This is a genomic window from Rhodoblastus acidophilus (genome assembly GCF_009720655.1).
GTDB classification, from domain to species: Bacteria; Pseudomonadota; Alphaproteobacteria; order Rhizobiales; family Beijerinckiaceae; genus Rhodoblastus; species Rhodoblastus acidophilus_A.
The window spans coordinates 307,445-325,844 of record NZ_WNKS01000001.1 but is presented as its reverse complement, the minus strand read 5'-3'; the positions used below and the strand labels follow the sequence as shown (position 1 = coordinate 325,844).

Below are 18,400 nucleotides of genomic sequence, written 5' to 3'. Positions count from 1 at the left end.
TGATCTTTGAAGCGAATACTTGGATCAAGCTTTGGAGAGTCGCGATGTGGGGGTTGTCGCCCGTAGTCGGCAAGAAAATCATCGCCGGCGCGTTTCGAAAGCCGTTCCGCGTCCTCCCGGTGACTTTATCGGGATCGCTGGGCCGCATCGGTTCGCTCGAAGTGCGCCTCGCCGCGACGCGCAAGGATTTGCACAAGGCGCAGCGCCTGCGCTACAAGGTTTTCTTTGAGGAAGGCGGCGCGATCCCCGATGCGAGGGCGGCGCTCACCCGCCGCGACGCCGACAAGTTCGATGCGTTTTGCGATCATCTCATCGTCATCGATCATGAGGGACGCAGCCGTACTGGAAAGAAGAAGCCGACGGTGGTGGGCGCCTATCGCCTGCTGCGCAGCGATGTCGCAGTGAAGAAACGCGGGTTTTATTCGTCGAGCGAATACGATTTGGCGCCGCTGCTGGCCCGCCACCCCGACAAGCGGTTTCTGGAACTGGGCCGCTCTTGCGTCCTGAAACCCTATCGAGGGAAAAAAACCATTGAACTGTTGTGGCGCGGCCTTCTCGCCTACATCCGCGCTTACGACATGGACGCGCTGATCGGCTGCGCCAGTCTTGAGGGCGCAAACCCCTTGAAGCACGCGGTCGCCCTCAGCTTCCTTTCGCACCACGCCGGCGCCGACGCGGAATGGAGCGTGCGCGCGCGAACGGAACTGCATGTGCCCATGGCCATGCTCGACAAATCGGCGATGGACCAGCGCAGGGCGCTCGCCAGCCTGCCGCCGTTGATCAAGGGCTATTTGCGCGTCGGCGCGAAATTCGGCGACGGCGCCGTGGTGGACAAGAAATTCAACACCACCGACGTGTTCGTCGTCATGCCCGTGGCCGAGATGGACACGCGCTATCTCGAATTTTTCGGCGATTCCGAGCGCGCGGCCTGAAGCAGGTCGCGCACCCGCGTCTCGGTTTCCGCCGCCAGTTGCTTGCGGTCGCGTCCCTCGGTCGCGACCGCCTCGCCAAAGAAAATCCGGCAGACGACGCCGCCGCTCTTCATCAGGCTCCACAGATGGGGCACAAAGGTCATGTCGCCGTACCAGCCGACATCCCGCGAATAGGCGATGCCGACGGGCGCGAGCGTGAAGGATTGCCCAGCCGCCTGCATATCGGCCAGCATGGCGAAATGCGCGGCGTTGAATTTCAGCACGGATGAGCCGTCGCTGGACGTGCCCTCGGCGAAGACGACGACATCGTTTCCACCGCGCATCTTTTCAGACAAGGCGGCATTCACCAGCGGAAGGGCGCGCCGGTTCTCGCGCTCGACAAACACCGTGCCTTGCAGGCGCGCGAGGAAACCCAGCACCGGCCAGCTCGCCACTTCCTTCTTGGCGAGAAAGACGAGTGGCGTCACGCTCGCCAGCGCCAGAATGTCCGTCCATGACACATGATTGGCGACGAGGAAGCGCGGGCGCGCGCCGGGGATTGTCCCGTGCGCCTCGACGCGAATGCCGATTGTCGCGAGCATCACGCGGCAAAACGCCATCTGGATGCGATGCTGGAGCGGCCAGTCAAACCGCCGCGCCAGCCATTGCAGCGGCGCGGCGAAAATCAGGGAGAGGGTCAGGGCGAGAAGGAAAGCGAGCGCGCGAAGGTAGGGCATGCCGCTTCATCGGACGCGCCGACGACAGTTTCATGACATTTGGCGCGGGCGCAACCGAATCATCTTGAGCACATCGCCACGCAAGAACCTTTCCTCGATCACTTCCAGACCGGCGTCGGCGAAATAAGCCTCGGTGGTCGGGGTATAGGTGGCGGCGAAGGCGCCGCTCAGCCATCTCGACATCACCTGCTGGCGCTTGCGCACCAGAGGGCGCGACGACAGGCGATAATCGACGATGCGGATTTCGCCGCCGCGCTTGCAGACGCGACGCAATTCCTCGAGAGCCGCCAATTGTTCGCGATCCTCGATGCAGGCGAAGACGAAGGTGGCGACGATGCCGTCGAATTTTTCGTCCGGCCAGTCGAGCCGGGTAAGATCGGAGCGGCGCAATTCGACATCGACGCCAAGCCGGTCGGCGCGGGCGCGGGCGCGCTCCAGCATGGCGACGCTGGCGTCGCAGCCGGAAGCCCTCGTCCCCATCGGATAGGCGGTGAAATTGCAGCCTGTGCCGACGCCGGCGTCGAGAATGGCGCCGGTCAGGCCCTCGAACATGCGCCGGCGCAAGGCGCGCTTCCAGCCGATCTCATAGGGCGCGTCCAGCAAATCATAAAGAAAGGCGATGCGCTCATAGGTTTTGCGCGCGTTGAGATCCTCAGCCGGCGCCAGCACTTGCGACATGTCGAACTCCCGATAACCCAGGACAATTCCGACTGCCTATGAAACTCAGGTGACAATCACATGAAGCTTGCAGGCTACTCGACGGGCTTGCAATAGCTGGTCGACACGGTTTTCGAATTCGGCGTCTCCGTCACCAGACAGAGAAAAAGCTGATCCTTCTTTTGCAGGAACACGCCCACCCCGCTCGGACTCGGGAAGGTTCCGACCACACCGAACTCCTGGTTGAGCAAATGCTGCACGGTCGGCGATACCGCGTCTTGCGCCGATGCGGCGCTCGCGCCGCAGACCAGGACCAATATCGAAAGAAGAAATGGCATGACCGCCTCCACAATCGGGAGTTGATCGCCGAAGCTTAAGCCCCCGCCGCCGCGCCGTCCATGCTCATCGCGGGAACGGCCAGGAAAACCCCTCGCCCTGCTGGCCGCGATGTCGCAAAAAATGGTCGGCGAGCACGCAGGCGACCATGGCTTCGGCGATGGGCGCGGCGCGCACGCCGACGCAGGGGTCGTGCCGGCCTTTTGTCCGCAATTCCAGCTCTTCGCCGTAACGGCTGACCGACAGGCGCGGCGTCAGAATCGAGGACGTCGGCTTGACCGCGAAACGCGCGACGATCGGCTGACCCGTGGAAATGCCGCCCAGAACGCCGCCGGCGTGATTCGCCAGGAACTGCGGCCCGTCATTGCCCGCGCGCATCTCATCGGCGTTGTCCTCGCCGGTGAGCGCGGCGACGTCAAATCCGTCGCCGATCTCGACGCCCTTGACGGCGTTGATCGACATCAGCGCCGCCGCGAGATCGGCGTCGAGTTTGCCATAGACCGGCGCGCCCCAGCCGGCGGGAACCCCTTCCGCCACGACTTCGAGCACCGCGCCGATCGACGAGCCCTTTTTCCTGATATCGTCGAGATAATCGGCCCAAAGGGCGGCGGCCTGCGCGTCCGGGCAAAACAGGCTGTTGTTCGCAACTTCGTCCCAGTCCCAGCGGGAGCGGTCGATCTTGTGCGGACCCACCTGGATCATGGCGGCGCGAATTTTGACGCCCGGAATCACTTTTCGCGCCACGGCGCCGGCGGCCACCCGCGCCGCCGTCTCGCGCGCGGAGGAGCGCCCGCCGCCGCGATAGTCGCGAATGCCGTATTTCACGTCATAGACGTAATCGGCATGGCCGGGCCGGTACGACTCCTTGATCTCGCCGTAGTCCTTGGAGCGCTGGTCGGTATTCTCGATCAGCAGCGCGATCGGCGTTCCCGTGGTGAGGTGCTGGCCCGACTCGTCCATCATCACGCCGGACAGAATCTTGACCGCGTCGGGCTCCTGCCGCTGGGTGGTGAAGCGGGACTGGCCGGGGCGGCGCAGATCCAGAAAATTCTGGATTTCGGCGGCTTCGAGCGGCAGCCGCGACGGGCAGCCGTCCACGACGCAGCCGAGCGCCGCCCCGTGGCTCTCGCCGAACGTGGTGACGCGGAACAGGTGGCCAAAGGTGTTGTGAGACATGTGCCGTAATAATCATGGATTGCGGGGAACGCCAAGCCTTGTTACCCCTTCGCGGACAAGGGGGAGCCATGGCGGGAAGCGCATTGCGGCGGCTGGCGTATGATCAGCCGGTGTCGCGTACGGCGATCTTGGCGAGGAAGCTGGCGCTGGCGTCGATCGGGATGGCGCTGTTGGCGCTGGCGGCGAGCCACGCGCGCGGCCCGCTCGCGCTATTCGTCGCCGTTCTCACCTTCAGCCCGACGCGCACGCCCTCTCCGGGGCTCGGCCTGCTGCTGTTCCTGATCGCCCTGGTCATCGCGGCGGCGGCCCTGCTGACCGCCTGCGCCGCCATGGTCTCGATCTGGGTCAATGGCCGGCGCGGGGCGAAGCAGATCATCGTCGCCCTGCTGCTGCTCACCCTTTTCATCCCCTATCCCGCCTGGCTGGCGTATTCGACCGGCGCCCCCACGCTTCTCGCCGACATTTCCACCGATTACGTCGATCCCCCCGTGTTTTCCGCCGAACCGGCCGTCGAGAAGGCGCGCGGCTGGGCGCCGAAACCGCTCGACCCCGGCAGGGCGCAAGAGCAGGTCGCCGCCTATCCCGACGTGAAGCCGGTGCTGCTCGATCTCGAAACCGACGAAGCCTTCAACGCCGCCCGAGAGGCGGTGACGGCCCTGGGCTGGACCGTGCTCGACGAGGTCCGTCCGGGCGGCGAGGCGCGGCCGGAGGGGCGGCTGGAAGCCCTCACCTGGTCGCGCGCCCTGCACATCCCCATCGCCGTGTCGATCCGCATCAAACCGGCAGACGAGCAGACCCGCGTCGACATGCGCGTCGCCATGCGCTACGCGCCCACCGATCTCGGCGCCGGCGCGACCCTGATCGGCACGCTGACCGAAGCGCTGGAAGACAGGGACAGCGAGGAATAGTCAGGCCAGAGCGCCGCGCAATCTGGCGAATTCCTGCTCGCCATGGGGGATGCCGAAGCGCAGCCATCCCGGCTTTTCCTCGAAGGGCCGAACGAGAATGCCCGCGCCGCAAAGTTTTTCGAAAATCTCCGCCGCGCGCTCGTGGCGGACGAGGCGGAACAACGGCGTCCCGCCCACCGCATCAAGACCGGCGTCGCGCATCACGGCGTCCAGCGCCGCGCCGTCGCGCGCCAGACGCGCGGCGCTTTGCGCGACCCAGCCGGAATCGGCATAGGCCTGAAGGCCGATCTCAAGCGCCGGGCCGCTCACCGCCCAGGGCCCAAGGGCCTGCCGCAACCGCCGAACCAAGGGCTGCGGGCCCAGCGCAAAACCGAGCCGCACGCCCGCAAGGCCAAAACATTTGCCAAACGAGCGCAGCACGATCACGCCCGGCAGCGGCAGGTCCGGGGCGAGACTGGCGCCGGGCAGAAGGTCGGCGAAAGCCTCATCGATGACGAGCCATTTGCCGCGCTGGGCCAGACGGCTTGCGAGATCGCGAAGCGCGGCTAATTGCCGCAGCTTCCCGTCGGGATTGTTGGGATTGACGATGACCGCCACCTCCGCCGCGAGCAGACCGTCGAAGTGTTCGGCGACAAAAACCTCGGCGCCGCTCGCCGCCCAGCAGCGGCGATGCTCGGCGTAGGAAAAGCCCAGAACAGCCACGGTTTTGGCCGGAATCAGCCGAGGCAACGCCTGGAGCAGCGCCTGCGTGCCCGGCGCGGCGACACAGCACTGCGAATCACCCAGTCCGAAAAACCGGGCCGCAACCGCCTCCAAAGCCTCCACGGCCTCCGGTTCGGGCAGCCGCGCATAGGCGTCGGCGCTTGGCGTAACGAACGGATAAGCAACGCAATTGATTCCCGTCGAAAGATCAAGCCAGGGCTTGGGGGCAAGGGGGTATTTTTTTGTTGCGGCGAAAAGTCTTCCGCCATGATAATGAGGCGCGTCACAGGGATTCGCCATGATAATATCCGCCTTCACTCTAGCCCTCGCCCTCGCCGCATTGCTGCTCGAGGGCTTCTTCTCCTATCCGCCAAAAGTTTACGCCGCAATCGGTCATCCGGTCGGCTGGATCGGCGCGTTGATCAAGTTGCTCGACGACAAGCTGAACGCGTCCGGCGCCACCCCCGACGCCAAGCGCAACGGCGGCATCGCGACCATCGCGATCATCGTCGTCGTCACCGGCGCCGTGGCTTATTTCTTCTCGGACTGGGCCGGTCATGGCATCATCGGCTTTGTGCTGCTGGCCGCCGTCGCCTCGAGCCTGGTCGCTCAGCGCAGCCTCTACGATCACGTTGAGGAAGTCGCTCGCGCCTTGCAGCTTGAAGGTCTCCCGGCCGCTCGCGAAAAGGTCGGCAAGCTCGTCGGCCGCGACACCGCCGAACTCGATGAGGCCGGCGTCGCCCGCGCGGCGATCGAAAGCCTCGCCGAGAATTTTTCCGACGGCGTGGTCGCTCCCACGTTCTACACGGTTCTGTTCGGCGTCTTCGGCGGCGCGATCTACAAGGCGGTCAACACGGCCGACTCGATGATCGGCCACAAGAACGAAAAATATCGCGTGTTCGGCGAGGCGACGGCGAAGCTCGACGATCTCCTGAACCTGCCGGCGTCCCGCATCTCCGCCGTCTGGCTCGCCATCGCGGCGGCGCTGACGCCCGGCGCCGACTGGCGCGGCGCCAAGGACGCGGTGCTGCGCGACGCCAGCCGCCATCGCTCGCCCAACGCCGGCTGGCCGGAAGCGGCTGTCGCTGGCGCGCTCGGCTACAAGCTCGCGGGACCGCGCGTTTACAATGGCGAGACCATTGAAGACGCCACCATGGGCAATGGCCGCTCGGAGCTGAACTTTGCGGACGTCAAGCGCGCCTTGACGCTCTATCGCAAGGCCTGCTTCGTGCAGATCGGCGTCTTGGCCGCCCTGCTGCTGCTGGTGATCTGGTAATTTTTTCAACGACTTTACGCATTGGAGCCGGCCCCTGGGCCGGCTCTTTTTTTTGCGCGCTCACCGCGCCAGACTGAACCGGACGTCAAGATCGGCATGAGCGGCGAGATGGTCCGCCAGTTCGTCGAGAATGCGATCGATCACGGCGGCCTAAGCAGGATTTCCGAAAAGTGGCCACCGGGTTTTCGGATGAAAAATCTGCGAAAAACAAAGGAACCTAAGCAAACATTCGTTGGGCGATCAACGCATGTTTGCTTAGAGCGTTTTCGAGCGACGTGGGCGCCGGTTCGCGTGAAGAAAACGCGTAGAAACAAAAAACGAGAGCCCGTTCGGTGAACGGGCTCTCGCGCGGGTCCTGCAGGCCGCGACCCGCCCCTCTCCTCGCTTTGGCGGGGAGAGGGAGAGGCAACGCCCAACAACCTTCATTCCTCGAAAGCCGTGATCTCGATACCAAACCCGGACAGGCCGACGTAGCGGCGCGGGGCCTTGGTGCGCAGACGGATCGAGACGACGCCGAGATCGCGCAGGATCTGCGCGCCCAGGCCAATGTCGAGCCAGTTCTTCGCCCGCTGGTTTTCCGCGGCCGTCTCCTCCTTCTGCCCCAAAATGTTGGCCGGCACGCCCACCGCGCCGTCGCGCAGATAGACCAGCACGCCGCGACCCTGTTTCGAAAAATTGTCCAGCGCGGCGTTGATCATCGCGCCGCCGCCGAACACATCGCCCAAGAGGTCGGCGCGATGCAGGCGCGCGCACACGTCCCGGCCGTCGCCGATGTCGCCGACCACCAGGGCGAAATGCTGGACCTGATCGAAGGGGGTGACGTAGGCATAGCCCTTAAAAGTGCCGAACTTGGTTTCAACAGGGAATTCGGCGACGCGCTGCGCGAGATGCTCGCGCGCCTGTCGGTAGGCGATCAGCTCCGCGACCGAAATCTGCTTGAGCTTGTGCTTTTCCGCGAATTCCGCGATCTGCGGCCCCACCATCACCGTGCCGTCGTCATTGGCGAGTTCGCAGATCACCCCCACCGGCGGCAGGCCCGCGAGCTTGCACAGGTCGACCGCGGCCTCGGTGTGGCCGGAGCGCATGAGCACGCCGCCTTCGCGCGCGATCAGCGGAAACACGTGGCCGGGGCGCACGAAATCGTTCGCGCCGAGATTGTTGTTGGCGAGACCGCGCACCGTGTTGGCGCGCTGCTCCGCCGAAATTCCGGTGGTCAGCCCGTGTTTCACGTCCACCGAAACGGTGAAGGCGGTGCCGAGCGGCGCGTCGTTTTCCGCGACCATCGGCGCCAGATGGAGGCGGCGCGCCTCCTCGAGGGTCAGTGGCGCGCAGACGATGCCGCAGCAGTTGCGGATGATGAAGGCCATTTTCTCCGGCGAGCACAGGCTCGCCGCCATCACCAGATCGCCCTCGTTCTCGCGGTCGTCATCGTCGGTGACGACGACAATTTCGCCGCGCTTGATCGCCTCGATCGCCTCATTCACCGAATGAGTCATGCTTGATGCCATCCTCTTGTTGTCTGCCGAGAATTCGTGCAGAAAGTCGTTCGGCGTCACCGCGCCGCCGGTCTCGCGCGCAATGGCTTGCGCCGTCTCGCGCGACATCCACACGCTCTGCTGATTGCACAACTGGCTGACGGCGCCAGGAGTGAGGCCGAGCCGCCTTGAGAACTCGATTCGGCTCACGCCGGATTTGCGCAACCAATCCGCCAACTTCATGGCGCAAGAGGCTAGAGCTTTTGCCGATTTTAGCAATACTAAAATCGCTGTTCGGCAGACCCCACCCGCACCGAGCGGTTTTTTTGTGCCTCGCAACGAGCTTGAGCGTCGCCGCGCCGCCAGCCCTCGCCAAGGCGTGCGAGGACATGAGCCGCGACGGCAAGCACTACACCGTCTGCAAGTTCGACCCGCGCCACGACGACATTCGAACGTTCTGGCGAGGCCCCGACGGCGCGCCGCTCGGCTCCTTCTCGGGCGTCGCGGCCACACTGAAACCCGTGGAAAGACTGGCCTTCGCCATGAACGCCGGCATGTACGACAGGGACAATGCGCCCGTTGGCCTCTACATCGAGAAGGCGGAGGAATTGCGCCGGGCAAACACCCGCTCCGGCGCCGGAAATTTTCACCTCAAACCCAACGGCGTCTTTTATGTCGGGCGCGGCCGCGCGGGCGTCGTGGAAACCTCGGCGTTCCTGAAAGAGCGCCCCGCCGCCGATTACGCCACCCAGTCCGGCCCGATGCTGGTGATCGCCGGAAAAATCCATCCGCGCATCCATGCCGACGGCGTCTCGGAAAAGTCGCGCAATGGGGTCGGCGTGGACCGGGAGGGGATGGCGGTGTTCGCCATTTCCAACGAGCCCGTGACCTTCCACGCTTTCGCCGACCTGTTCCGCGACGCCCTGCGCTGCGACAACGCTCTGTTCCTCGACGGCTCGGTTTCCGCGCTCTACGCGCCCGAACTCGGCCGCGACGATTTTACCTTGCCGCTCGGGCCGATGATCGGTGTGGTGGTCAAGGGCAAGTAGCCGCGGGAGCGTTGGATAGCAAAAACGTTGAAGGCTACGCCCAGCTTCGCCCTCAACGCCCGCACGTCCACCGGATTATTGTTGCAATTCGATCTCGCTGGGACGCCAGCTCTTGTCGAACCAGGCTTCGAGCGGTCCATAGAGGCGCAGGATCGTGAACCAGCCCTTGCCGGGGATCGTCTGCACCCAGTTCTTCTCCTGCCCCTCCGGCGCCTTGGGGCCGAAAAAGACGTCGACGGAACCATCGGCATTGGTCTTGAAGCCCGGATCGAGGCTGCTCACGCTTGGCGCCTTCTGGTCCGTCTGCAACATCGAGCGTGTCTGGTTGTCGTAGACGATGACCGACCAGAAATCCTTGACCGGAATGTTCGGCGGCAGATGAAGCTTGTAAAGCTTGCCGCCATCGAAGGGTTTGCCCTTCGAGTCGTTGGCCGTCCAGGGGTATTGCGAGCCTCGGCCGACCATTTTCTCTTCCATCGCCGGTGTAACGCCCGTGGCGAAGAAGTAATAGAAGGCCGCGCCATCGAGGTTGCTGACGCCCGGCGCGGATTCAAACTTGTAGCCGCCAAAGAACGGCTTCCGCCATTCGCTGTCCGGATAGAAATACGCATCCGTGGGACGGATCTTGAACGCGAGGGTTCGCGCGGTCACCGCGCCGATGTTGGCGGCGTCGGTCAGGATCTTCTTCATCCGCTCGTCAGGAGCGAACGGCTGCCCCTTGACGATGCCGATGGACGCGAACAGGCCGAGCGTCGTCGGGTCGGAGCCCTGGCTCGGCTCCTCCTGGATCACGTCATTGAGCAGGCTCCAGAACGAATAGTCGCTGGGGAAAACAAAATTGGCGGGAATCCCGGACGCATTGACGATGTTCATCGGCGGCGGATTGGCGGCGTCGGAAAGCTGGTAAATCTTCAGGTTCTTCTTGACCGACTCGACGCCGGGCTTGGGCGAACCGTTGACGAGGAAGGAGCGGAAAGGCATCCAGCTGCCATAAGTGCTCGGACGCACGACAATGTAGCCCGTGGGAACCTCGCCTTTGTAGTCCGGCGGCAGCACCAGATATTTGCCGCCTTCGCCGTGATCGGCGCCGGTGATGCCGACGTCGGCGACCCATTTGTACCAAAAATCGTTAATCGCCCCGAGCACCTTGGGCGGAATTTCGACGACCAGAGGACCCTTGTGCGTGTCCAGCCAGATGAAGCTGTAAATGGTGTTGTCGTTCGCGGTCAGCTCCACCGTCCTGGGGTCGACCAGGGTCTCCCAGATGACGTCGGTCTGGTTGTCGGGGCCGAACTTGCGCAGGGACTCGCGCATGCTGGCCTGATTGACGATCGGCACGCCCAGCAGATAGGCCTGCAACGCGCGCGAGCGGTCGAGATTGTCGTAAATCTTTTCCACCGTCCTCGGGGTCGGCGAGCCGTCGATGAGATGAAGGGCGCCGATGGACGTTTCCAGATGATCCGGCGTGGCCACGCCTGGCGCGAGAGGGGTGGTCGTCTTGTAGGTCTCCGCCGAAGCCGGTGACAATGCCATTGAGGCAAACAGGGCGCCAAACAACGCTGCTTTCATGAATGAGTCTCCGAATTTCGGGCCGTCGGCCCGCCATCGATCACAGCAACAGAGCGCTCGAATGTGATCGCTACCCCTTGGTCTTCTCCGCTCCCACCAGCGCCTGCAAAATCTGGTCGGTGACATTCTGCACCGCGCTGGGCGCGTGCGAGAGAAACAGGGTGTTGGTCTTGTTCTGCTCGCCGATGGACTTGAGCGTGTCAAAATATTGGGTGACCAGCACCAGCTGCATGACCTCCTTGGCGCTGGCGTCGCCCAAGGTCTTTTGAAAATCCTCAATCGAGCCGCGCAGGCCCTCGATGATCGCCTTGCGCTGGTTGGCGATGCCCTGGCCCTGCAAAGCCTTGGACTCCGCCTCGGCCTCCGCTTTCTTCACCACCAGAATCTTTTCGGCCTCGCCGCGCGCCGCCGCCGCCACCTGCTCGCGCTGGGCGGCGTTGATGTCGTTCATCGCCGACTTCACCTTGGCGTCCGGGATGATGTCGGTGACGAGAACATTGACGATCTCATAGCCGAAGGCGGCCATGTCGACGTCGAGCTCCCGCTTCACCGCCGCCGCTATGCTGGACTGGCTGGCGAACACCGCGTCGAGAGTCATGCCGGGCACATGGCCGAGCACCACCTGCTCGACATAGGCGCGAATCTGCGCCTCGGGGTCGGATAGGCTGTAGAAAGCGGAGAACACTTTTTCCGCGCTCACCCGCGTCTGCACGGAAATGGGAATGGTGACGAAGACATTGTCCTTGGTCTTGGTCTCCATGGTCAGCGCGATCTGGTTGACCCGCAGGCTCATGCGGCCCGCGACGTTTTCGATCAGCGGGATCTTCCAGTTGAGACCGGCCTCGGCGCTGCGGACATAGCGCCCGAACCGGGTGATGACAGCCATTTCGGCGGTCTGCACCGTGAAGAACGCCCCGAGGACGAGCACAAGGACCAGGAAGCCCGCGAACCCCAGCACGCCGAAACCGATGATCATCTCCATGGACGCCTCCCCTGCCGAACGCGGCGGCGCCGGACTCAGCGCCGCACGACGATGATTTCGACCCCGCCGCGCGGACCGACGAACCAGGAGACGATCCAGCTCACCACGCTCACCACCAGCGAGGCGAGAATGGCGGCGCCCAGGCCGCTCACGACAAATCCGTCGAGGAAATGGGCGACCAGTTCAATCATCAGGCCATTGATGACGACCAGGAAAAGGCCGAGCGTCAGGATGGTGATGGGAATGGTCAGGACGACGAGGATCGGCCGGATGATGGCGTTGGCGACGCCGAGCAGCACCGCCGCCCACAGCAGACTTTCCGTTGAGGTGTAGGACACGCCGGGAACAATCCGCGACGCCACCGCCAAGCCGAGCGCAACCACCAGGGCGCGAAGCAGAAATCCGATCATGACAGCCTCCTGGCCGCGCGCCAATACGCCGCGCGCTGCCGCATTAATGCATAGATAGGAAGCTTGGGCGCAAGCGCCAAGAGTTCAGGACGCCCGAAGAGTTCGAGACTCCCGAAGAGTTCAGGACGCTTGCGCCTGACGCGCGATGAGCCCCAGATCCTCGAGCTTTTCCTGCACCGCATGGTGATCGTAGGGCTTGAGCAGGATGTCGTCGGCGCCGGCGCGCAGCGCCCGGCCGATCAGCATCGGGTCGTTCTCGGTGATGACGAACAGAATCTTGCACTGGTCGGCGCCGGGCACGCGGCGCAGTTTGCGCAGCAATTCGATCGTGTCGACGTTCGGAATGTTCCAATCGAGCAGAATGGCGTTCGGCATGGCGGCCTGGCAATGGTCCAGAGCCTTCGCGCCATCGTCGAGTTCCGTGCTGACGAAACCCAACAGTTCAAGAATGCGGCCGGTCACCCTGCGAATCACCGCGGAATCGTCGACGATCAGCCCCTGTTTCATCACGTTCGCCCCGGCTTGCCCCGGCATGCGCCTCGCCTGACGCATGCCTTTCACGCGGATGTCCGCGTCATTCAAACGTGATCATGCCCCGCGAACCGTTAATGAAACCAGAACATTGCTAACCTTCGTCACTTGACGAAGCGTCGGATCAATGGCCTCCCGCCTGCGCGACCAGCCAGCGTTCGGCCTCCAGCGCCGCCATGCAGCCGAGCCCGGCCGCCGTCACCGCCTGGCGGTACTTGTCGTCGGCGACATCGCCGGCGGCGAACACGCCCTCGATGTTGGTCGCGGTCGAATCCGGCGCCGTCTTGATGTAGCCGCCGGGTTTGAGCGCCAATTGTCCCGCGAAAAGCTCAGTCGCCGGCTTGTGGCCGATGGCGACGAACACGCCCTCCGCCTCGATCTCCTCGGTCGCGCCGCTCACAATGTCGCGCAGCCGCACGCGCTCGACGGAAAGCGGCGACTGAGACCCTATGATCTCGTCGATGACCCGGTTCCAGCGAATCTCCACATTTTTCGCGGCGAACAGCCGCTCCTGGAGGATGCGCTCGGAGCGCAGGGAGTCGCGACGGTGCACCAGGGTCACGTTCGAGGCGATGTTGGCGAGATAGAGCGCCTCCTCGACCGCCGAATTGCCGCCGCCGACGACGATCACCGGCTTGCCCCGGAAGAAGAAGCCGTCGCAGGTGGCGCAAGCCGACACGCCGAACCCCTTGAATTTCTCTTCGGTGGGCAGGCCCAGCCATTGCGCCTTGGCGCCCGTGGCGATGATCACCGCGTCGGCGGTGTACAGCGTTCCGGAATCGCCGGTGAGGCGGAAGGGACGCTGGGAAAAGTCGGCGGCGACGATATGGTCGGACTCGAACTCCACGCCGACATGCTCGGCCTGCGCGCGCATCTGCTCCATCAGCCACGGGCCCTGGATCGGCTCGGCGAAGCCGGGATAATTCTCGACATCGGTGGTGATCATGAGCTGTCCGCCGGCGTCATAACCGGAAATCAGCAGCGGCTTCAGCATGGCGCGGGCGGCGTAGATGCCCGCGGTGTAGCCGGCGGGGCCGGAGCCGATGATGACGACCTTGGCGTGGCGCGAGGTGGGGCTCAAGACTCTTCTCCGCAGACACAAACGTTTCGTGCGCGTCTACAGGAATTCACGGCCAAGGGAAAGCCAGCCTCAGAGCCAGGACTGGACGAAACTCATGAAGAAGACGCCCATCGCCATGCCGACCATCATCACGGCGCCGTTGCCGAAAATGCCGAGGCCCTTGTCGCGCAACACGGAATTCAGCGCGTAGCCAACGCCCACGGTCACCGCGAGCATCACGGGCAACATGACGGCGAGATTGTTGGTCGATTCGGGCTGAGGCTGGTCCACGGCAGGTTCCTCTTGGGGCTCGCCCAAGAAAACCCACAAAGGTTGAAATTATTTTTAAGGTCGCGCTTGGGACGCCGCGCCGACAGCGTCGTTCAACCGAAATTTACGCTTGCCAGCTAGGCTGCCGCGGAAATCGCCTCTTTGAGATCAGGGAGCATGAAGAAAGATCCCTACAAGCTCCGGGCCGTGGCCCTGCTGATCGCCATCGGCTTCGTCGGCGGCATGTTCGTTCAGTACCAGGCGCCTGGAACCTATGTCCTCGCTTCGCACAAGGCGAAGAAGCAGAAGGGGCAGGCGGCCGGCAACGGGGACGCCTTCATGGGCGCCGAGGAGGCCGGGCCGGCGGACGCCTCGAAAGAGGCCCCCGCGGAAGCCGCCGCCGATCAGCAAAAGCGCGAAGAGGAAGAGGCGAAAAAGGCGGAGGCGGACAAAAAAGCAGAGGAGGCCGAGAAAAACGCGGCCGAAGCGGAGAAGCCGAAGCTCTTGCCGCCTCAGGAGGTCATGCCCGCGACGCTGCGCGGCGCCGCCGCTCTGGGGGCGGTGGTCGACAACACGCTGGAAATCACCGGCCCCAAAGGAGAGAAGCGCTTCCTTTATTTCGCCTCGCGCGGCGTGGTCGCCGAATCCGACGGCGCCGGACTCGAGGCGCGGCTCTGGAGCCGCGACGACGACCGTCTGTGCCGCAGCCTGGGCGGCGACAAGCGTGAATGTTTCTACCTCGCCGTTCGCCTGAACGACCAGCTGCGGAAAGGCGCGTTGAGCGCCTTGCCCGACAGGATCAGCGCCCTGGAAGAGGGTGAGCCGATGGGCTCCGTCGAGGGCGTGGGCGCGCCGAATGTCCAATTGCTGCGCGGCAACGTCCTGGGACTCCCCGGTTACGTCCCGCTGCTCGAAGGCAAGCCCGCCGCCGAATGGACGCGGGACCCGGTCGCGGACGGGCGCAGCTTTGTCGGCGCCCTTCTCGTACGTCAACGCCGCGACGCGGATCGCGCCGCGACCTTTTTCGCGCCGAACGGACAGGTGTTCGAAGCGTCCCGTCTCGCGCGCCACACGGTGAGCCTCTGGATCGGCGCCTGGCGCCGGCAGGGCGACCTTGTCTGCCGCGAGTTGAAGTCCGACACGGAACAGGCGCCGCGCGCCGAGGAATGCGCCCGCGCGCGCATCACCGACAACCGCATCGAATTCGTGGACGCGGGGCCGTCCTGGCGTTCGTTCTTGCGTTCACCATGGCCCGATGATGAGCCTGACACGGCGGGTCCATCCGCCCGTGAACCGGCGTCGCCAACCGGCGAAGTGGTTTTGGGCGCGCGCGGGCGGAAAACCAACGCAGGCTCGTTCACGGACTTGCGGTGACCCGCGCCTCCGGCGTGGGCCTCGCCGCGCCTTTCTCCAATTCAATCAGGCGGAGCTTGCGCTCCCGGCCCCAACGGTAGCCTGAGAGAGACCCATTGAGCCGCAGAACCCGGTGGCAGGGGATGACGATGGCCAGATGGTTGGCGGCGCACGCGCCGGCGACGGCGCGCAAGGCTTTGGGCGCGCCGATCCGTTGCGCCACTTCGGCGTAGCTGACGGTCACGCCCGGCGGAATATCGCGCAGCGCCGTCCAGACCCGAAGCTGAAACTCGGTGCCTTCTATGTCCAGCGGCAGGGAGAAGGAACGCCAGGGCTGCTCGGCGACGTCGCGGGCCGCATCGAGGGCGCATTGCAACGTCTCCTCCGGCGCGGGCTGCGCCCGGGGATAGAGCGCGCGCAATTCCTTGGTCAGCTTCTTGTGCTGCTCGCCAAACAGCAGGGCGCAGACGCCGCGCGGGGAAACGGCCGCCAGCGCCGAACCCAGGACTGTATCGCCGAACCCATAGACGACGTCTTCACCGTTCCCCTCAGGCTTCCTCGCCCTTCGCATCCCGCTCGCCATGTGCGTCCACCCGACCGAACCCCCGCGCCGCCCCCTGAGACAAGGCGCGGCGCCGAATGCAAATCGCACGGACGCGCGGAACCTGCGCGCGCGGGATCGTCCCACGCGCAGCGGCCCCCCCTCCTCCGCGACCCGAAACCATACTGGCGCCGGCGCGCGAAGCAAAGGTCGAAAAGACCGCAAACCGTCCTTTCCGATTACACACCGCAAGGTTGTATTGCGCGAATTTGCAAAAATAGATTGCATTCGCGGTTGTCCGTTTTTCAGGGAAGGCGATAGTTCAGGTGACGCAGTCCCGCTGCGTCACCAGGACAGGAAGCGACCATGTGCCTTGGCGATCCGAGCTCACACCGGAGTGTGTTCGCGCCCGTCTGCGCGCTCGCCCTGTCCCTCGTCCCGGCGGCAGCCTTCGCCGGAGCCTGGACGCCTGAGGCCGGACACGGCGAGGTCATCGTCACCACCCTGTTCGACCAGTCGAACACAGGCTTCAACCAGGTGGGCCAATTCACGCCGACGCCGAAATACCGCTCCTGGCAGGCGTCGATCTATCTCGATTACGGCCTCACCGACTGGCTCGCCGCGACAGTGAAGCCATCGGTGCAAAGCTCGGCGCTCGGAGCGCCGGAGAATCAGAAATTCACCGGCCTGGGCAACAGCGAAATCGGCGTGCGCGGCCGGGTCTGGCAAAACGACGTCTCCGTGATCTCGGTCCAGGCCCAGGCGCAGGTTCCCGGCACGGGCGGCGCCGCGAACGCTTCGCTCAGCGGCTCGCAGAACATCGATTTCGACTTCCGCTTTCTCGGCGGCAAGAATTTTTTCGTCGGCGCCCTGCCGGGCTTCGTCGATGTCTCCCTGGGCTATCGCTTTCGCGGCGGCCAGCCGCCGAACGAGGCCCACGCCGACCTGAGCCTCGGCGTCTACGCGCGCCCCGATCTCATGGTGCTGGCGCAAAGTTTCAACGTGGTGTCCGGGCCTTCCACCAACCCGTCTTATCCCCGCTGGGCGCAGTCCAAGGCGCAACTGAGCCTCGTCTACGCCGTCAACGAAAACTGGCGCGCGCAAATCGGCGGCTTCGCCACCCTTGCCGGCGTCAACGCCTACCGCGAATATGGCGCGCTGATCGCCCTGTGGCGCCGATTCTGACGGGACTCTTGCGTGAACGACTTTCTGGCTGAATTGTTCGACCGGGCGAAACAGGCGCGCGGGCGCGCCCACGCGCCCTATTCGCGCTTTCCGGTCGGCGCGGCGCTGCGCGCGGCGAGTGGCGCGGTCTATGCGGGCGCGAATGTCGAAAACGCCGCCTATCCCTTGGGAATATGCGCCGAGACCTCGGCGATCGCCGCCATGGTCGCGGGCGGCGATCGGGAGATCCTGGAAATCCTGGTGCTGGGTCCCAAGCGGATCGCGCCCTGCGGCGCCTGCCGCCAGCGCATGTCCGAATTCGCTAAAGGTTTGGTGGTAGTCTATCTCGCGGACGAATCGGGGAATTGCAGCCGTCACGCTCTTTCCGAGCTTCTCCCTCACGCGTTCGGGCCGGAGGCTCTCAACGGGAATGCCGATGTCGAAAAATGCTGAACAAGCCGCGGCCCTTTTGCGCACGCGCGGAGCGGTCGAACCCGTCGACTTCGCCGTGCTCCTTGGTTTCGGCCTGGGGGGATTTTCTGAAATGCTGAGCGGCGGCGTGAGCGTCGACTACGCCGAACTCCCCGGGTTCGTCGCCGTCGACGAACCCGGCGTGACCGGACGGGCGAGCATCGGCGCGTTCGAGGGCGCCAATGTCTTCATGCTTCAGGGACAGCCGCATTTTTTCGGCGCCGGCGACCCCACCTGCATGATGACGCCCCTGCTAACCGCGAAGGCGCTGGGCGCCAAATATCTCCTGATCTTCGCCACCGCCGGCTCCTGCAAGGCCGACCTTTATCCCGGCAACCTGATGCTGGTCACCGACCATATCGCGCTGTTCGGACTGAACCCGCTGATCGGCCTCACAGGCCACGACACCATCTTCTCGCTGCACGACGCCTATGATCCTCGCCTGCAACGGCGCATCAAGCGCGCCGCCGCCGGCGCCGGAGTGCCGCTCCAGGAAGGCGTGTTCCTGTGGGCGACCGGTCCCACATTCCCCACGCCGTCCGAAGCGCGCGCGGCGCGACAGATGGGCGCCGACGCCATCGGATTTGGGGTCGCGCCGGAGATCATCCTGGCGCGCGCCATCGGCCTGCGCGCGGCGGGCGTCGTGGCGGCGTCGCACATTTTCTCGGGATTGCAAGCCTCAGAGCCGCCAAGCCTCGCCGAGAACCAAAAACATGCGCTGGCCGCTCTGGTGCCGATGCGCCGCCTGTTGCGCGCCTTCATGAAAACCGCCGATACGTTTTGACCCTCACTCTTCCGAAAAATAACTCTTTCATGCGTCGC

21 protein-coding genes are annotated in these 18,400 nt (G+C 64.5%); 8 read left to right on the top strand and 13 right to left on the bottom strand.

Annotated features, from left to right (window positions below; translation table 11 throughout):
* Window positions 1–44: 44 nt before the first annotated feature.
* Window positions 45–932 (top strand): GNAT family N-acetyltransferase, encoded by an 888-nt coding sequence (locus GJ654_RS01525; RefSeq protein ID WP_155444321.1) that lies wholly within the window; start codon window positions 45–47, stop codon window positions 930–932.
* Here GJ654_RS01525 and GJ654_RS01520 read toward each other — a convergent pair.
* The 4 genes from GJ654_RS01520 to aroC form a co-directional block, all read right to left on the bottom strand.
* Complete coding sequence (locus tag GJ654_RS01520) at window positions 893–1,648, bottom strand: lysophospholipid acyltransferase family protein (protein ID WP_155444320.1); 756 nt, start codon at window positions 1,646–1,648, stop codon at window positions 893–895. The two genes, GJ654_RS01525 and GJ654_RS01520, sit on opposite strands and share 40 nt — an antisense overlap.
* A 30-nt stretch (window positions 1,649–1,678) precedes the next feature.
* The gene (locus GJ654_RS01515) at window positions 1,679–2,326 is read right to left on the bottom strand and encodes a class I SAM-dependent methyltransferase (RefSeq protein WP_155444319.1); all 648 of its coding nucleotides are present in this window, start codon (window positions 2,324–2,326) and stop codon (window positions 1,679–1,681) included.
* Between the two features lie 74 nt (window positions 2,327–2,400).
* Complete coding sequence (locus GJ654_RS01510) at window positions 2,401–2,643, bottom strand: hypothetical protein (protein ID WP_155444318.1); 243 nt, start codon at window positions 2,641–2,643, stop codon at window positions 2,401–2,403.
* 64 nt (window positions 2,644–2,707) lie between these two features.
* Window positions 2,708–3,817, bottom strand: a complete 1,110-nt coding sequence (gene aroC / locus GJ654_RS01505) for a chorismate synthase (protein WP_155444317.1) — start codon at window positions 3,815–3,817, stop codon at window positions 2,708–2,710.
* Window positions 3,818–3,885: 68 nt separating this feature from the next.
* On the opposite strand from aroC, the gene GJ654_RS01500 reads away from it, so the two are divergent.
* Window positions 3,886–4,725, top strand: coding sequence for a DUF1499 domain-containing protein (locus GJ654_RS01500; RefSeq protein WP_196305392.1), 840 nt, complete (start codon window positions 3,886–3,888; stop codon window positions 4,723–4,725).
* Here GJ654_RS01500 and cobD read toward each other — a convergent pair whose 3' ends face one another.
* Entirely contained in the window at window positions 4,726–5,727 is a 1,002-nt protein-coding gene (cobD, locus tag GJ654_RS01495; RefSeq protein WP_155444315.1) for a threonine-phosphate decarboxylase CobD, read from the bottom strand.
* Here cobD and cbiB point away from each other — a divergent pair.
* On the top strand, window positions 5,726–6,703 hold the full coding sequence (gene cbiB, locus GJ654_RS01490; RefSeq protein ID WP_155444314.1) for an adenosylcobinamide-phosphate synthase CbiB: 978 nt from the start codon (window positions 5,726–5,728) through the stop codon (window positions 6,701–6,703). The two genes, cobD and cbiB, sit on opposite strands and share 2 nt — an antisense overlap.
* 422 nt (window positions 6,704–7,125) lie before the next feature.
* Here cbiB and ribB read toward each other — a convergent pair whose 3' ends face one another.
* Window positions 7,126–8,421 carry a 3,4-dihydroxy-2-butanone-4-phosphate synthase gene (gene ribB / locus GJ654_RS01485; protein ID WP_155444313.1) on the bottom strand — a complete coding sequence of 432 codons (1,296 nt, stop codon included), beginning with the start codon at window positions 8,419–8,421 and terminating at the stop codon, window positions 7,126–7,128.
* Between the two features lie 146 nt (window positions 8,422–8,567).
* Here ribB and GJ654_RS01480 point away from each other — a divergent pair, with 146 nt between their 5' ends.
* Complete coding sequence (locus tag GJ654_RS01480) at window positions 8,568–9,227, top strand: phosphodiester glycosidase family protein (RefSeq protein WP_155444508.1); 660 nt, start codon at window positions 8,568–8,570, stop codon at window positions 9,225–9,227.
* Window positions 9,228–9,302: 75 nt separating this feature from the next.
* Here the strand turns inward: GJ654_RS01480 and GJ654_RS01475 are convergent, their stop codons facing one another.
* From GJ654_RS01475 to GJ654_RS01450, 6 genes are all read right to left on the bottom strand, one after another.
* Window positions 9,303–10,796 carry a DUF1254 domain-containing protein gene (locus GJ654_RS01475; protein ID WP_155444312.1) on the bottom strand — a complete coding sequence of 498 codons (1,494 nt, stop codon included), beginning with the start codon at window positions 10,794–10,796 and terminating at the stop codon, window positions 9,303–9,305.
* 70 nt (window positions 10,797–10,866) lie between these two features.
* The gene (locus GJ654_RS01470; protein ID WP_155444311.1) at window positions 10,867–11,778 is read right to left on the bottom strand and encodes an SPFH domain-containing protein; all 912 of its coding nucleotides are present in this window, start codon (window positions 11,776–11,778) and stop codon (window positions 10,867–10,869) included.
* A gap of 35 nt (window positions 11,779–11,813) precedes the next feature.
* Window positions 11,814–12,188 (bottom strand): phage holin family protein, encoded by a 375-nt coding sequence (locus GJ654_RS01465; RefSeq protein WP_155444310.1) that lies wholly within the window; start codon window positions 12,186–12,188, stop codon window positions 11,814–11,816.
* 120 nt (window positions 12,189–12,308) lie between these two features.
* The gene (locus GJ654_RS01460) at window positions 12,309–12,695 is read right to left on the bottom strand and encodes a response regulator (protein ID WP_155444507.1); all 387 of its coding nucleotides are present in this window, start codon (window positions 12,693–12,695) and stop codon (window positions 12,309–12,311) included.
* Between the two features lie 148 nt (window positions 12,696–12,843).
* Window positions 12,844–13,800: a thioredoxin-disulfide reductase gene (gene trxB / locus GJ654_RS01455; protein ID WP_246664524.1), complete on the bottom strand. Its 957-nt coding sequence runs from the start codon at window positions 13,798–13,800 to the stop codon at window positions 12,844–12,846.
* Window positions 13,801–13,869: 69 nt separating this feature from the next.
* Complete coding sequence (locus tag GJ654_RS01450; protein WP_155444309.1) at window positions 13,870–14,070, bottom strand: hypothetical protein; 201 nt, start codon at window positions 14,068–14,070, stop codon at window positions 13,870–13,872.
* A gap of 156 nt (window positions 14,071–14,226) precedes the next feature.
* Between GJ654_RS01450 and GJ654_RS01445 the strand changes: the two genes are divergently transcribed.
* Window positions 14,227–15,423, top strand: a complete 1,197-nt coding sequence (locus GJ654_RS01445; protein WP_155444308.1) for a hypothetical protein — start codon at window positions 14,227–14,229, stop codon at window positions 15,421–15,423.
* On the opposite strand, the gene GJ654_RS01440 is transcribed toward GJ654_RS01445, so the two are convergent.
* Window positions 15,407–15,973, bottom strand: coding sequence for a methylated-DNA--[protein]-cysteine S-methyltransferase (locus GJ654_RS01440; protein WP_196305391.1), 567 nt, complete (start codon window positions 15,971–15,973; stop codon window positions 15,407–15,409). The genes GJ654_RS01445 and GJ654_RS01440 overlap by 17 nt on opposite strands.
* Window positions 15,974–16,309: 336 nt before the next feature.
* Here GJ654_RS01440 and GJ654_RS01435 point away from each other — a divergent pair, with 336 nt between their 5' ends.
* From GJ654_RS01435 to GJ654_RS01425, 3 genes are read left to right on the top strand one after another with little or no spacing between them, the layout of a single operon-like run.
* Window positions 16,310–17,128 (top strand): hypothetical protein, encoded by an 819-nt coding sequence (locus tag GJ654_RS01435; RefSeq protein WP_155444306.1) that lies wholly within the window; start codon window positions 16,310–16,312, stop codon window positions 17,126–17,128.
* A gap of 12 nt (window positions 17,129–17,140) precedes the next feature.
* Entirely contained in the window at window positions 17,141–17,560 is a 420-nt protein-coding gene (cdd, locus tag GJ654_RS01430) for a cytidine deaminase (RefSeq protein ID WP_264586083.1), read from the top strand.
* Window positions 17,544–18,362: a purine-nucleoside phosphorylase gene (locus GJ654_RS01425; protein WP_196305390.1), complete on the top strand. Its 819-nt coding sequence runs from the start codon at window positions 17,544–17,546 to the stop codon at window positions 18,360–18,362. The genes cdd and GJ654_RS01425 overlap by 17 nt, the downstream gene beginning before the upstream one ends.
* The last annotated feature ends 38 nt before the right edge of the window (window positions 18,363–18,400 follow it).